Here is a 13,149-nt window from a genome sequence, read left to right as displayed (position 1 = left end):
GCGCTCAAGAAGGCGCTTGATGTTCTGGTGGCAATAAGGAGTACGCCACATGGATTTGATAGGATTGCTTGGCGCAGAGGCCCTTGAACAGCTTCACGTAAACGGCGCAGAACAAGCACCGCTTAAAGGCACAAGACAGGAGCGAGATTTTTATCCCGTCTGTAAGCTGTTTCTGCCCTGGACGAGCGGCACATGGCTTCTCACTGAGATCGATGACGATGGGCTGGCATTTGGGCTTGCCGACTTAGGCATGGGTTGCCCAGAGATTGGTTACATTTCGATCGATGAAATTTGCGAGGTCAGGGGTCCGGCAGGATTGCGCGTTGAGCGCGCCGTTCACTGGCAAGCGACAAAGCCCCTGAGTGAATACGCGACGGAGAGCAGACAAACCGGCTACATCAAAGCGTAATTCAAACGGTTTGAGCCGGTGGGGTTATATCCATCGGCTCTTTTTCCGTGATCATGCTTTACAGTGGTGGGAAGTCTGGGCAACAAAGCCCCACCCCAAATACGAAGAAATCATGGTATCTGACGCAGGCGAATTGATTGACAGCAAGACATTGACGGCGAACGAGCGCCGCTCACTGACTATGCGCAATGTCGGCGCTAATCCCGAATACAGACAGCGGCTTAGCGAGAAACGCAAGGCGCTGCTGGCTGATCCTGAGCAAGCCGCACTCCATGCTGAGCGAAACCGCGCCACTGCCAACCGCCCCGAGCAGCGGCAGTTGCGAAGTGCAAACGCTAAAGCGCAATGGTCGGACGCGGCAGCGCGTGAAGCGCGTAGCGCCTCCTACAAGGCGAAGTGGGCTGACCCCGACTATCGGGCAGCCATCTTGGCAAAGCGGCGTGCTACGCTTGAGGCGAAGAAAAAGGCCCCCGCCGTAGCAGGGGCCGAGCATTCACAGGCGAGTAGCGCTTAGGCCGCCTTCTTCGCTGCGCGGGTGCTGCGCATCTTGTCGTTACGCTGCGCCTTCTTCTCGCCCATCGCCGCAAGCTGCGCATCATATTCACCGGTCTTGATCCGATCCGCGTAATAGTCGAGCGCGTCGTTGAAATTGGCCTTGGGGACAGTCATTTCCTTCACATCAACGTCGGTGTCCTGGACCTTGACGCGCTCCAGCACGAGGGCCGTGTTGCTGACCCGGATCGTGAACGCCACCCGGTCCCCGACGACCTTGAAGTTCAGCTTGCCTTCTGCGCCCTCACCGGCCGCATACTGCTCCTTCATCTTCGCGATGTTGTCCAACGCGACCTGCTGGACAGTGCGGGCGTTACCCTGCTTGCTGAACTCCGCGACCTGCGCGGCGGGAATGAGCAGCTTGGGGTCGAAACGTGCCATGTTGTGTAACTCCGATCTCTGTAGCGCCTAACTGCCCTACTCCAATCGTATGCTGCCACGTTGATAGGAAAGCGAGCCGGAGATTTTGGCTTTTTCCAAATTATTGATGTTGACGGCAAGAAAAACAAGAATACCGCAGATCACTAGTGTCTTTGGTAGATTGGATGGCAGCAAGGCTATAGTTCCGTCCGCACAACGAACTCACAGGGCATACCGTATGACAGCGCAGGTTCATACATTACCAACTAAGCCATTCGATAAAGTACGGCTCGCGCTGGTAGGAAATGCGCTGCGCGAGGCTGTTCCCCTGGTCAGCAAGGATGCTGAACTCGATCTGCTTAGCCAGATCGCTGATCGGCACGTTGGCAACATCATAGACTATGACGTCAAGTGCTTCGTTGTGCGGTTCGATGGACATTAGGCTTGCGATGAACGTGGAAACCCGAAGGACGACGCCAGAACACAAAATTCTCTCCGATGACACGGATGCAGCCTCGAACCATGGGCCTCTGCTAATTAATGCATGCCTACAAAGACCCCCCGCTTTTCCGCCGCCCCAGTTGCCACTGTCAAACGTATAAATTTCAAGGTTGGCTACGGGAGCAAGTGGCGCAAACTAAGAGACAAAAGGATTACTGAGGAATCCCTCTGCAGACACTGCGATAAAATCGGAATACTTACACCAGCAGTTGAGGTAGACCATATTGTTCCGAAGGCACTCGGTGGCCAGGACAACTGGAGCAACACCCAATCATTATGCAAAGGGTGCCACCAGGCTAAAACACGAAACGATATGCGTACAATTCGCTCAAATAATCAACTAAATCGATAGCAAACTATGGCAAAATGGCGCACCCTCCATGATATGTGAACAAATATTACCACAAAAAGGCCGCAACCCTTTCCAGGTCACGGCCTATTATGACTGATGCTGGAATTATATACACTTTACATTTTTGCGATATGAACTGATATATTCATAAGTAAAAAAAATAGAACAAGCGATATTATAATCGCGAAGTTTCTATCCTCTCTTTTTTTCTCAGGGCCTTCAGGCCTGAAATACCTATAACCCATGAACGATACCACTGCGCTCAATACGGCCAATACGCCAACAATAAGTGGCTTAGGTGGATTTGCGCTAAACGGAACAAACCGCAGCGCGATCGTGCATCCTACTATGCCAAAAGCAGTGATAAGTTTGGATTTTACCATATTTTTTCTCTAGATTGTATAATAATCTAAATCGGCGTTTAGACGACCGAGTGCCGGATTTCCAGTATCCCCGAGCTCCCAGAACCATAATTGGCCGTATTCAAAGTATTCGCCATTACTATAACCTGCCGGTGTAAATCCTCGCGAGTCATAGGGCATATCATTTTGCCGAAGCACCAAATCATCCGATAAGGTTGATAGGTTTTCTGGCACCTCCGTCACGCCAGATTGAAAAAAGTAATTAAATTGTTTTACAACATCGATCCCAGCAAATAGTGCTTCCGTTACAGCGTCCGCGATTACCTCGCCTACATCGCCAGTCGCTTTAGAGGCAGCATAGGTGGCAATGATTGCCGCGAATGGAACAGCCTTACCCCAACCCGGCAATAACTGGGTGACATGATTTGCAAGATAGCCCACAGCAATTGCAAGAGCCGCGTCGCTAAGTTCGCCAAAAGCCAGCTCCATGCCATCCTTGACGAACTTTTTGGCGCTAGTATCATCCATCGCGCCAACTTTGATAAGCTTGACGCCCTTCTCGAGGGTCTCATCCAGCAATTCGAATCGCCGAATCTCGTGCGCCGGCACTCCTGGTATTGTTTTAAGGGTCTGCACAATCCCCTTAACAATAATATCCAATCCCTCTACGCCGTCCGCGACTGTGTCCATATACTCCTTATTATAAGCAGTTTGGGCAGTAAAGGTTCCCGTACCTGCCTGCATTAATCCTTCCATGTTCAGAACATATTCTTGAAATGACGTTAGATCGCCAAAGTCAGAAAAGTCCCATTTATCTGCCTGGCTCCATGTATAGCCGTTGACAACAATATCCCAACCTGGACCGCCTTCCATCCTACTCTCCCTTACTTGAATACGAAAATATATTCATTACCCCAAAACCAGTAGAAACATGGGGTATATACGATGATGCTAAATGAAAACCCGCATCATTCCAGCCGGCCCATGACATATTAGGGGAACTCCCAAATACAACCATTTCACCGAGACGGGATATTCCAATATAACCGGCACCTCCGCCCAAGCGATTAATGCGAGCGCCAACTGCCTCGGAAGCATTTATGAAGGGCATCTGGCGAAACTCCATCAGGGCGACCACATCTCTGGAAACCGTCAAGCGCGTTATGATTTCGCTTTGGCCCGTACAAGTCAGAGCAGCCGTTTCATTTCTTGCGAAGGCACCAAGTCCGGGCATGCAGCTATCAGATATCCTCCCCGGTGGTTTATTTGGAAGACCACCGGATGAGGATGCAGCTACAAGGTTGCCATGCTGGTCGAGCGCCACTGCGCCGATGGTGCCCTCCTCGGAAGGGCCTAGAAGCGCAGATTCATTTGAAATGGCTTTCGCGCGGGCCGTCACCATGGACTCTGCGCTACATGGCTCCAATCCGATGCTACGAGCAAACCGCTCGGCCCCGTCCCCGACAAGCGAAGACGTTGGGCCATTCAAAAGGGCATCAGCTATCAGTATTGGATTGGCAAAATTGCGCACAGCAGCGACTGATGAAAATCGCCGCGTCCCACCGTCGACAATCATCGCATCAAGCTCGACAAACCCGTCTTGCGTGAGAGAGGCCCCCCTCCCCGCATTGAACACGGGGTCATCCTCTAGCAACTTCAACGCCAGGACACACGCATCCTTGGCTAGGCCACCACCACGCAAAATAGCAGTAGCTTTCGTCAAGACGCCATCAATGGCATTTGCTCGATATTCGGCCTCATCTGCCGATCTATGATCCGGTCTTACAACAAAGCCACCATGGATCAACATTGAGGCTACAGCCACGACATATTCCAGCCTCTAAATCTGCACCTTTAATGCTGTCAAAAATGCCCTGAATGCGCAACGGCTATATCTATACTTTTTGTAACATATTGTTGCTGTGGAAACGGAAGCTAATATTCCGGCTTTCATTTCATCTAATTTTTCTGAAAGCTTTGCGATCTATAAAGATTGATCGCACGATCCACACGCGGCAGTATACGATTACCGCAATGCGTCTTGGTGGCGCAATCAGGTTAGGTCCGCGATAGGGGCGCCCAAATTCTCAGGCTGCCTCGCTTTCCGTGACAACCCGCCCCCTCGGAAGGCGCCTCCCTGAATTAAAATACCTGGGGTGGTCAGCCGTACTTGGCTTTCAGGAGCGCAAGAAACAATGTTCCGAAACCAGCCAATTTGAGCAGCTTGCCCCAAGCGGTGAGGCTGGTTCCAGCCATTGATGCCTTAGCCTTACGCTTCTCCTTGTCCGCTCTCCACTGGCCTAAAGCCTCAAGGAACTGACTGACAGCGAGCAGGAAGAATATGCCAAGCAGAATTTCTGAGTGGTAAAACTGAGCGACGTTATAAGTTGCCGGTCCAATATCGTTCATTTTAAGCCCCTGTGATTGTCCTGCCAGCTGTGAACGGCAGGTGTAAACAAGAGATGGACAACCTCACCTATCCCGCCGCAGCCCGGCTATCTCTGCGAAATAACCGCCAAAATGGATACAATTAGCCAATCGTTATGGGGTTGAACAAATCATGACCACAACCCATCTCCCCCTGCTATGACAGCGCCATGGTGGGGGCACCGAACCGGCGCAGCAACGGGAGGCTATCATCAGCAGGGCGGACGATTTCAAGACGCTGTTCTCGAACATCGCAATCGATAACGAGGCAACGATCTCATCTCGCTACGGCGAAGTGACGAGGGCGTGCAATCTACAGTTCCGTGAGACGGACAGTCGCACGGCCAATAGCTTGCAGGTAGGCTCCTATGGTCGTTGGACTGGCATCCGGGGCATTTCCGATCTGGACATGCTTTACATTATGCCCAGCGGAAAATGGGAGAAATATAAAGATAAGCCCTATCAGCTGCTACGCGACACAGCCGACGCAATCCAGGCTCGTTACACCAGCACGACCGTCTACGTGGACACGCTCGTCGTGGTTTGTCAGTATCAGAACTTTAAGATCGAGGTTCAGCCTGTTTTCGAAGATGAGGAAGGCTTTTGGTATCCGTACACTAAAGGGCAAGGCTGCTACCGCGTAACAAAGCCGCGCCCCGAATTGGCAACCACCCAGCAGGTCAACACTGACAAAAATGGCAACCTACGTCGGTTGGCCAAGATGACGCGCGCATGGAAAAACAAGCATGGTGTCGGCATGGGTGGCTTGCTCATCGACACTCTCGCCCACAATTTCCTGGTATCGCGAACTGAGTACGACAAGACGGCGTTGAACTCGTGTGGTCAGATGATGCGTGACTTTCTCTCGTTCCTTTCGGAAGAGCCGAAAAAGGATCGCTACGCTGCTCTGGGCAGCGGTCAGCACGTCAAGGTTCACAAAGCATTCCAGAGCAAGGCCAAGAAAGGATTAGCCCTCGCGGATAAGGCGCTTGAAGCCGGTGAGGATGCGAAGGCGAATAACAGGTGGCGGAAACTGTTCGGCCGCACATATCCGGCGTCAGCGGCGACCGAGGTCAAGAAGGCTCAGCTTACTGAAGCGGGCTACACGGCCGATAATACAGAAGAGTTTATCGAGGACCTGTTTCCCGTCGATATCCGGTATTCCCTGCGCCTGGAATGTGAAATCAAGCAGAGCGGCTTCCGTACAGTGCTGCTCCGCGCGATGCGCGGCGTGGGCGCAAGACGTCCAAACGTCTACAAATCAAAATCGCTTCGTTTTTATATCGAGAAGGAAAACATTAAGGGCATCTACCACGTCTACTGGAAGGTACTGAACCGAGGGCCAGAGGCGATCCGCCGCGATATCATCCGTGGTCAGATTGTCCCCGACAGCGGTAACAAAACGAAGCGAGAAACGTCGGACTTCCGGGGTGAACACGTTGTTGACTGTTATGCAGTGCAGGATGGCGTGGTGGTCGCTAAGGATCGAATTCACGTTCCTATCGTAGACGAGAGTGAGAAGTGATGGACAAGGACCGCCTTCTTAAGGCCATCGCCCAGAAGGGATATGATGTCGTCTTTGGCGTGAAAAAGACGTTCGCGACGTATGATATTGCAAACAAGGGGCCGGGTTGGATCGGGTTTATATCCAGCGCGGTAGGCGTGCTCGCACTCATCTTCGATCCTCTATCTGCCAAACTCCCATCTGCCATACTAGTCATTGCGGGCATCGCGAGCCTCTATCTTTCCTTCTACCGAGCGGACGAATACGAGAAGGCCGCTAACGCCCAGCTCGCCCTATACAACAAGTTAAAAAATCTCTACCTTAGCGTTCAGTCTGGCATGGACCTAGGAACCGCAAAGACAGAGTACGATGCCATCGAAACAGCCTACTATTCGGTAACTGTTGGTAAACAGGTTTTCTTGAGTGGCTGGTACGCGCACTATAAACTCTTTGCTGAAAGCCAGTACGACTGGATGGATGAACAACTGCATTTCACTTGGAGGGACAAATGGCCGGTGACGGCGCGCCTAACCGCGATCGTGCTGATAGTCGCGGCTGTCATTGGCCTTGCGCTTTGGGGATATAATTCCCGGTTCTGTCTCCCGCGATAAAGTTATCTGTTCGCTGAATGCTACTCGCCCAGCTAAGTAATGGGTGAAACGCGGCCCCAAACCCAAGATAGCCCATGATACTGGCCCCGCCAGCAAGCCCGTTATGCCGGATTACCTCACGGCAGCGGCCAAAGACGTATGGTTCGATGAAATCGAGCATGTCGTAGCCAACGGCATCGACAACAGCCATTCCACGCTTTTTGCAACCTACTGCTCAATCGAGGCCGCTTGCCGTGCCATCTTCGCAACCGGCGAAGTGCCCCGCGCAGCCTTCCTAAGCGAGAAGCGCAAACTGGCTGAGCTGCTGGGCATTGGTGGCCTGCGCGGTCGCACCACAAACGGCACCAACGCCAATCCTCTATCGGCAGAAGCTAACCCCTACGGCGCTCTGCCAGACGCCTAATCATGCTCGTCGGCAAAGGCGCATTCGCTGACGTAGCGATCCGCTATGCGGAACAGATCGTCGCGGGCGACATCGCGGCCTGCTGGCAGATCACCAAGTCATGCGAAGGCTTCCTCGCTAACGTTCAGGGCAACGAATGGACGTTCAATGCGGCCAAGGTGGAGCGCGTCTGCCGCTTTGCCGAGACCTTCCCATACCTCGAAGGCCCGCTGGCAGCGAAGAAGCTCACCCTCAAGCTGGAGCCTTGGCAGATATGGATTTTGGCTGCGCTTTTCGGCGTGGTCGACAAGCACGGCTACCGCAAGCATCGCGAAGCCTTTATCGAGATTCCCAGGAAGAACGGCAAAAGCACGTTCGCCGCCGTAATCGCGCTCTACATGCTAGTGGCGGATTACGAGGAGCGCGCCCAGGTCTATATCGGCGCAACCGCGCTCAACCAGGCTGACTTTTGCTTCCAGCCGTGTCGCGACATGGCGCTGCGCGGCCCCGGTTTCGTCACCCATTGGGGCGCCCGCGTTACCAAAAAGAAGATCGAGACGCGCAACGGCTCCTTCCTGGAACGCATGATCGGCGATCCACCCGACGGATCGAACCCACACCTCGCCATTCTTGACGAGGCGCACGAAAACAACAACTTCGCGAAGCAGCGCGAGACGATGAACACCGGCATGGGCGCGCGTACACAGCCGCTCCTTGTCACCATCACCACCGCAGGTTTCAACGAAGCTGGCGATTGCCGCACGCTCCAGGCGCAGTGCGAGCAAGTCCTTGCCGGTGAACTCACGGACATTCGCCGGTTCAGCGCGATCTATACCATCGATCCCGAGGATGATTGGCGGGATTTCGAGGTTTGGAAGAAGGCCAACCCCAACGTGGGTGTCAGCTTCACAGAAGATCGCCTGCGCGAGCTATTCAATAAGGCGCTCAACGTGCCGAGCGAAAAGCCCGGCCTACTGACCAAGCACCTGAACGTCTGGCAATCGAGCAGTGCAGCTTGGGTCAATATGAAGGATTGGGACGCCAATTCCGACGCCCTGCCATGGGACGAGGTTGTCAATCGTGGCTACCGTGCGTGGGTTGGTACCGACTTGTCCCGCCTAATGGACACGACCGCGATCGTCACACTTGTGGAAGTGCCCAACCACAAGGGCGGGGAACCCACCTACCATGCCTATCCGCACCTTATGCTCCCAGAAATGGCGATCCAGAGGGAGCCGAAGAACGCGACGGCATATCGCGAATGGGCAGCGAAAAGCCATCTGATCCTCAGCCCAGATGATGAAACCGACTTCGCCGCTGTCGAGGCCAAGCTGATCGATTTGTGCGGGCAGTTTAAGGTTCAAGGCGTCGCCGTCGATCAGTGGCAGGCCGCAAGCCTGAGCCAACGTCTGCGCGAGCATCACGAGGTGCCGATCATCACCTATCCTCAAAACGTGCAGAACATGCACCCGCCCATGTCGCGCTTTGAAAAGCTGATCGCGCTCGGCCAGCTCAAGCACAATGGAAATCCCATGCTGCGCTGGATGGCAGGCAATGTCGTGGCCAAGCATCACGGCGAGTTCATTAAGCCAGTCAAACCACCCCGGATGCTCCATGCGAAGATCGACGGCTTCGTATCGCTCATGATGGCACTTGGTTTGGCGTCAATAGCCGCCCCTGCCCCCATCGAAGTTTGGATCGACGTCCTAGACTGATTTCGTCCGTGCTAAGTAACGGATGGGGAAACTACTTCAATTTTTTGGCTTAGAGCGCAAGAGCGGTCAGGCTATCACTCAGACTATCGACCTGCTTCGCGCAATTGGCGAAGCCCGCGTTGCCGGTGAGGACGTCAGCGTCGCAACGGCAATCCAAACAAGTGCGGTACTCTGCTGCGCCCGCGTCATCGCGGAGGGACTGGCACAGGTTCCGCTAAAGGTATTTCGCCAAGATAGTGCGGGATCGCCGGTCGAAGCCAAAGATCATCCCCTTTTCTTTCTGCTCAATCGCCGCCCCAATGATTGGCAGACCAGCTTTGAACTGCGCGAGCAGATCGGTTTCCACCTTGCGCTGACCAACAACGCCTTCGTTTACAAGAACAAGGTCGGCGGTCGCGTCGCGGAACTGTACGCCCTCCTGCCAGGTAGCGTATCAGTTAGACAGGCCTCCGACCTCTCGCTTTCATACGATGTGACATTCCAGGACGGCAGGACACTGAACGTTCCTACTGACGACATCTGGCACATTCGCGGCCCCTCTTGGGACGGCGTGAAAGGCATGGATGCCGTGCGCCTTGCGAGCAAGGCAATCGGTCTTTCACAGGCGACAGAAAACTTCGGCGCGAAGTATTTTGAGAATGTGGGCCGTCCAAGCGGACTGCTTACTACTCGCCCCGGTACATCACCCCTCACCCAGGAACAGCGTAACGAGATAAAAACGCTTTGGGCGGCGCAGTACCAGGGCACCGGCAACGCTCATAAGACCGTCATGCTGCCGTTTGATCTGGAATTCACTCCGGTCACGACGACTGCAGATGAGGCCCAGTGGACCGAGAGCCGCAGGTTCCTCATCAAAGAGGTTTGTCGCTTCTTCCGTGTCCTGCCCATCATGGTCATGGAAGGCGAGGACAGCACATCCTACAACTCGGTTGAGCAGCTATTCCTTGCTCACCTCACGCATACGCTCATGCCCTGGTACGAGCGTTTCGAACAAAGCGCGGAGATAGCTCTACTCACACGCGACGAACTTCTCGCGGGCTACACGATAAAATTGAATGCCAATGCGCTTCTCCGCGCCAGCCACTCAGAGCGCGCCAAGTATTACCAGACCATGCGCACTATTGGCGCGATGACCGCAAATGAGGTCCGCGCAAAGGAAGACATGCCACGCAGTGACGATCCTGCTGCTGACCAACTGGCACCAGCGGCCAACGTCTTCGGAGGCGACGACAAGGCCCCGAGCCGAACCTCCCAAAACAATAACGATAACGAGGTGACGAAGTGAACTCTATCGAACAGAAGGCGGTCGCCCGCCTCGAATGTAAATTCGACAGCGTAAGCGACACCGACGGCAAGATGGTGTTCAGTGGCTACGGCGCTGTCTTCGGTAACGTCGACAGTTATGGCGATGTTATCGCTCCTGGCGCATTCGCAAAAAGCCTCACCGAGCATCAAGCCGCTGGCACAACACCAATGATGTTCCTCAGTAAGCGTCCGGTGACGGCGTCACCTCAAACGGGCCGGTAGTTCCACGGCAGCAGTTCAGCGACCCGGCGGGCCGGATGGTCTGCGATGCGTCTGATGGTGTCGGCCAGCGTAAGCGTCCGGTGACGGCGTCACCTCAAACGGGCCGGTAGTTCCACGGCAGCAGTTCAGCGACCCGGCGGGCCGGATGGTCTGCGATGCGTCTGATGGTGTCGGCCAGCCAGGCCTCGGGGTCGACGCCGTTGAGCCTGGCGGTTTCCACCAGGCTGTAGATGCTGGCGGCGCGGTGCCCGCCCTGGTCGGAGCCCGCGAATAGCCAGTTTTTGCGCCCGACGGCGATACCGCGCAGCGAGCGCTCGGCGGCATTGTTGTCGATCTCCAGGCGACCATCGTCGGCATAGCGGGTCAGCGCCGTCCAGCGGGTGAGCGCATAGCGGATAGCGACCGCAAGGTCGGAGCGCCGGGACAGTTTCGGTCCCGTTGCATCGAGCCACTGACGGAATGCATCGAGCAGCGGTCCGGCCCTGGCCTGGCGCGCGTGCCGTCGCTCGTCCGGGGGCCGACCACGCACATCCTGTTCGACGGCATAGAGGCCGGCGATATGGTCCAGTGCCTCGCGGGCCGTGGCGGAGCCGGTTGCGGCGTGGACGTCGAAGAACTTGCGCCTGACATGCGCCCAGCAGGCCACCTCTGCGATGCGGTCGCCATACAGGCGGTCGAACCCGGCATAGCCATCGGCGTGCAGATCGCCCCGGAACCGGGCAAGATGTCCGGCGGGTCGTTCGCCCTTGCGGTCGGGCGCGTAGTGGAACAGCACGGCGGGCGGAGCCTCGCCGCCAGCCCCGCGCTCGTCGCGTACATAGGTCCACAGCCTGCCCGTCCTGGTGCGACCGGCGCCAGGGGCCAGTACCGGCACCGGCGTGTCGTCGGCATGGAGGGTCGCGCCGCCCATGACGTGGCGCTCGAGCGCGTCGACCAAGGGGCCGAGGAGCGCGGCCGAGCGCCCGACCCAGTCGGCGAGCGTGGAGCGGGCAAGGTCGACGCCCTGGCGAGCATAGATGCCCGACTGGCGGTAGAGCGGCAGATGGTCGGCGTATTTGGACACCAGCACATGGGCGAGCAGCCCCGCACCGGGTCGACCGCGCTCGATGGGCATGGACGGCAACGGCGCCTGCACTATGCGCTCGCATGACCGGCAGCTGAGCCGCGGCCGGACGTGGCGCACGACCCGGAACGAGGCGGGCACATAGTCGAGCTGTTCCGTAACGTCCTCGCCCATGCGCCGCATGGCACCACCGCAGTCGGGGCAGACGCACAGTGCCTCATGCACGACCTCGGTGCGGGGCAGATGGTCGGGCAGCGGCTGTCGATACGGCCTGGCGGTCTCCCGTGTCCGGGTGACCACCGGCATCGCCGCAGTGGCGGCTTCCGCCTCGCGCTCTTCCAGCCCGAGTTCCAGCTGGTCAGCCTGGTGCGTCAGCTTCTCCGACGAACGGCCGAAGGCCATGCGCCGCAGCCGCGCGACCTGCATCCGCAACTGCTCCAGCTCGGCGCCGGCAGCAATGAGCATGGCCTTCAGAAGGGCGATATCGTCGGGCAGCGAGGCGGCATCGGGCGACACGCCCGCTTATACCAGAACCCCCGTGCCGATACACGCGAAAGCCGCAGGAAACCGTACTTTTTACCAGGCCAAGGTCGGCTGCGAGGACCGGATCGGATGCCGCCAGTCCACCCCTTCGAGCAGCATCGACAGCTGCGCCGGGGTCAGCACCGCGACGCCGTCCGCGGTCGCCGGCCAGGTGAACCGGCCCCGCTCCAGGCGCTTGGCATGGAGCACGAGACCCTGACCATCCCACCACAGCAGCTTGACCAGATCGCCACGCTTGCCCCGGAAGGCGTACACCGCACCGCCAAACGGATCCTGGCGCAGCCGCTGCTGTACCAGCGCGGCCAGCCCGTCGAAGCCCTTGCGCATGTCCGTGACCCCGGCCGCCAGATACACCCGGACACCGCCCGGCGGCCCGATCAAGCAAACCCCGCCAGCACGGTCTTGAGCACCCGCGCGTCGATGGGAGGTGCCAGGCGGATGCGTTGCCCGGCCGGGCCGACCACTTCCACCACACCCGGTCCGAGCGGCTCCGAATGCGGCACCATGGGCGCGCCCGCCACCTCGACCGGAATGAATGCCGGCCCCGGCAACGGCAATGCTTCGCTCGCCACCCCATCGCGCAGCAGCGTGCGTCGCCAGCGATACACCAGCGACGTGCACACCCGGTGTCGCCGCGCCACCTCCAACACGCTGGCACCCGGCATCATCGCCTCCGACACGATCCGTGCCTTGTCATCTTCGCTGAACCGCCGGCGCGGTTCAGGCCCAACCATCTCGATAATTCGCGTCGCCATGATGCCGCACCGGTGTCTGCCACAGTGCCGCACCTGTGGCTTGCGCATCACCTCGTCGGCAAGGCGGAGAAGACCGGACGCTTACG

Annotated in this window: 17 protein-coding genes; 9 read left to right on the top strand and 8 right to left on the bottom strand. The window is 56.9% G+C overall.

The features are described from left to right. The first annotated feature begins 49 nt into the window (after positions 1 to 49). Positions 50 to 409 (top strand): DUF2958 domain-containing protein, encoded by a 360-nt coding sequence (locus ASF14_RS19100; protein ID WP_056439082.1) that lies wholly within the window; start codon positions 50 to 52, stop codon positions 407 to 409. A 112-nt stretch (positions 410 to 521) separates the two neighbouring features. After that, positions 522 to 923: a hypothetical protein gene (locus tag ASF14_RS21710; RefSeq protein ID WP_168371571.1), complete on the top strand. Its 402-nt coding sequence runs from the start codon at positions 522 to 524 to the stop codon at positions 921 to 923. On the opposite strand, the gene ASF14_RS19095 is transcribed toward ASF14_RS21710, so the two are convergent. Both ASF14_RS19095 and ASF14_RS19090 read right to left on the bottom strand, forming a co-directional pair. Beyond that, positions 920 to 1,342 carry a hypothetical protein gene (locus ASF14_RS19095; protein WP_056439081.1) on the bottom strand — a complete coding sequence of 141 codons (423 nt, stop codon included), beginning with the start codon at positions 1,340 to 1,342 and terminating at the stop codon, positions 920 to 922. The genes ASF14_RS21710 and ASF14_RS19095 overlap by 4 nt on opposite strands. A gap of 238 nt (positions 1,343 to 1,580) precedes the next feature. Next, entirely contained in the window at positions 1,581 to 1,760 is a 180-nt protein-coding gene (locus tag ASF14_RS19090; protein ID WP_056439079.1) for a hypothetical protein, read from the bottom strand. Positions 1,761 to 1,865: 105 nt separating this feature from the next. Here ASF14_RS19090 and ASF14_RS22625 point away from each other — a divergent pair, with 105 nt between their 5' ends. Next, a complete protein-coding gene (locus ASF14_RS22625; protein ID WP_082442349.1) occupies positions 1,866 to 2,174 on the top strand; it encodes an HNH endonuclease signature motif containing protein in 309 nt (102 codons plus the stop codon). Between the two features lie 392 nt (positions 2,175 to 2,566). On the opposite strand, the gene ASF14_RS19085 is transcribed toward ASF14_RS22625, so the two are convergent. The 3 genes from ASF14_RS19085 to ASF14_RS19080 form a co-directional block, all read right to left on the bottom strand. Further along, positions 2,567 to 3,409, bottom strand: coding sequence for a hypothetical protein (locus ASF14_RS19085; RefSeq protein WP_156361317.1), 843 nt, complete (start codon positions 3,407 to 3,409; stop codon positions 2,567 to 2,569). A 1-nt stretch (position 3,410) separates the two neighbouring features. After that, a complete protein-coding gene (locus tag ASF14_RS21035) occupies positions 3,411 to 4,361 on the bottom strand; it encodes an isoaspartyl peptidase/L-asparaginase family protein (protein WP_168371570.1) in 951 nt (316 codons plus the stop codon). A gap of 335 nt (positions 4,362 to 4,696) precedes the next feature. After that, on the bottom strand, positions 4,697 to 4,945 hold the full coding sequence (locus ASF14_RS19080) for a hypothetical protein (protein WP_056439072.1): 249 nt from the start codon (positions 4,943 to 4,945) through the stop codon (positions 4,697 to 4,699). Between the two features lie 226 nt (positions 4,946 to 5,171). On the opposite strand from ASF14_RS19080, the gene ASF14_RS19075 reads away from it, so the two are divergent. From ASF14_RS19075 to ASF14_RS21030, 6 genes are all read left to right on the top strand, one after another. Next, complete coding sequence (locus ASF14_RS19075) at positions 5,172 to 6,488, top strand: nucleotide-binding domain-containing protein (protein WP_330218804.1); 1,317 nt, start codon at positions 5,172 to 5,174, stop codon at positions 6,486 to 6,488. Beyond that, positions 6,488 to 7,078, top strand: a complete 591-nt coding sequence (locus ASF14_RS19070; protein ID WP_056439067.1) for an SLATT domain-containing protein — start codon at positions 6,488 to 6,490, stop codon at positions 7,076 to 7,078. Before ASF14_RS19075 ends, ASF14_RS19070 begins: the two co-directional genes overlap by 1 nt. A 103-nt stretch (positions 7,079 to 7,181) precedes the next feature. Next, positions 7,182 to 7,481, top strand: a complete 300-nt coding sequence (locus ASF14_RS19065; protein WP_056439065.1) for a hypothetical protein — start codon at positions 7,182 to 7,184, stop codon at positions 7,479 to 7,481. A 2-nt stretch (positions 7,482 to 7,483) separates the two neighbouring features. Beyond that, positions 7,484 to 9,175, top strand: a complete 1,692-nt coding sequence (locus tag ASF14_RS19060) for a terminase large subunit (RefSeq protein ID WP_056439061.1) — start codon at positions 7,484 to 7,486, stop codon at positions 9,173 to 9,175. Between the two features lie 22 nt (positions 9,176 to 9,197). Next, entirely contained in the window at positions 9,198 to 10,460 is a 1,263-nt protein-coding gene (locus tag ASF14_RS19055) for a phage portal protein (RefSeq protein ID WP_056439058.1), read from the top strand. Then, positions 10,457 to 10,702, top strand: coding sequence for an HK97 family phage prohead protease (locus ASF14_RS21030; RefSeq protein ID WP_236697151.1), 246 nt, complete (start codon positions 10,457 to 10,459; stop codon positions 10,700 to 10,702). Before ASF14_RS19055 ends, ASF14_RS21030 begins: the two co-directional genes overlap by 4 nt. Positions 10,703 to 10,796: 94 nt before the next feature. On the opposite strand, the gene tnpC is transcribed toward ASF14_RS21030, so the two are convergent. The 3 genes from tnpC to tnpA all read right to left on the bottom strand — a co-directional run bounded on the left by tnpC (position 10,797) and on the right by tnpA (position 13,063). Beyond that, entirely contained in the window at positions 10,797 to 12,230 is a 1,434-nt protein-coding gene (gene tnpC, locus ASF14_RS19050; RefSeq protein WP_056439428.1) for an IS66 family transposase, read from the bottom strand. Positions 12,231 to 12,341: 111 nt separating this feature from the next. After that, a complete protein-coding gene (gene tnpB, locus ASF14_RS19045; RefSeq protein ID WP_076711207.1) occupies positions 12,342 to 12,689 on the bottom strand; it encodes an IS66 family insertion sequence element accessory protein TnpB in 348 nt (115 codons plus the stop codon). After that, positions 12,686 to 13,063 carry an IS66-like element accessory protein TnpA gene (gene tnpA / locus ASF14_RS19040; protein WP_056439051.1) on the bottom strand — a complete coding sequence of 126 codons (378 nt, stop codon included), beginning with the start codon at positions 13,061 to 13,063 and terminating at the stop codon, positions 12,686 to 12,688. Before tnpA ends, tnpB begins: the two co-directional genes overlap by 4 nt. Between the last annotated feature and the right edge of the window lie 86 nt (positions 13,064 to 13,149).

The sequence above is a fragment of the Sphingomonas sp. Leaf257 genome (genome assembly GCF_001422185.1).
In the GTDB taxonomy this organism is placed as follows: Bacteria; Pseudomonadota; Alphaproteobacteria; order Sphingomonadales; family Sphingomonadaceae; genus Sphingomonas; species Sphingomonas yabuuchiae.
This window is presented reverse-complemented; position numbering and strand designations above follow the sequence as displayed.

Excerpts from the sequence above, each read along its gene's own strand:
- ASF14_RS19100 (WP_056439082.1), top strand. The coding sequence starts at position 50 with ATGGATTTGATAGGATTGCTTGGCGCAGAGGCCCTTGAACAGCTTCAC.
- ASF14_RS21710 (WP_168371571.1), top strand. The coding sequence starts at position 522 with ATGGTATCTGACGCAGGCGAATTGATTGACAGCAAGACATTGACGGCG.
- ASF14_RS19095 (WP_056439081.1), bottom strand. The coding sequence starts at position 1,342 with ATGGCACGTTTCGACCCCAAGCTGCTCATTCCCGCCGCGCAGGTCGCG.
- ASF14_RS19090 (WP_056439079.1), bottom strand. The coding sequence starts at position 1,760 with ATGTCCATCGAACCGCACAACGAAGCACTTGACGTCATAGTCTATGAT.
- ASF14_RS22625 (WP_082442349.1), top strand. The coding sequence starts at position 1,866 with ATGCCTACAAAGACCCCCCGCTTTTCCGCCGCCCCAGTTGCCACTGTC.
- ASF14_RS19085 (WP_156361317.1), bottom strand. The coding sequence starts at position 3,409 with ATGGAAGGCGGTCCAGGTTGGGATATTGTTGTCAACGGCTATACATGG.
- ASF14_RS19080 (WP_056439072.1), bottom strand. The coding sequence starts at position 4,945 with ATGAACGATATTGGACCGGCAACTTATAACGTCGCTCAGTTTTACCAC.
- ASF14_RS19070 (WP_056439067.1), top strand. The coding sequence starts at position 6,488 with ATGGACAAGGACCGCCTTCTTAAGGCCATCGCCCAGAAGGGATATGAT.
- ASF14_RS19065 (WP_056439065.1), top strand. The coding sequence starts at position 7,182 with ATGCCGGATTACCTCACGGCAGCGGCCAAAGACGTATGGTTCGATGAA.
- ASF14_RS19060 (WP_056439061.1), top strand. The coding sequence starts at position 7,484 with ATGCTCGTCGGCAAAGGCGCATTCGCTGACGTAGCGATCCGCTATGCG.
- ASF14_RS19055 (WP_056439058.1), top strand. The coding sequence starts at position 9,198 with ATGGGGAAACTACTTCAATTTTTTGGCTTAGAGCGCAAGAGCGGTCAG.
- tnpC (WP_056439428.1), bottom strand. The coding sequence starts at position 12,230 with ATGCTCATTGCTGCCGGCGCCGAGCTGGAGCAGTTGCGGATGCAGGTC.
- tnpA (WP_056439051.1), bottom strand. The coding sequence starts at position 13,063 with ATGGCGACGCGAATTATCGAGATGGTTGGGCCTGAACCGCGCCGGCGG.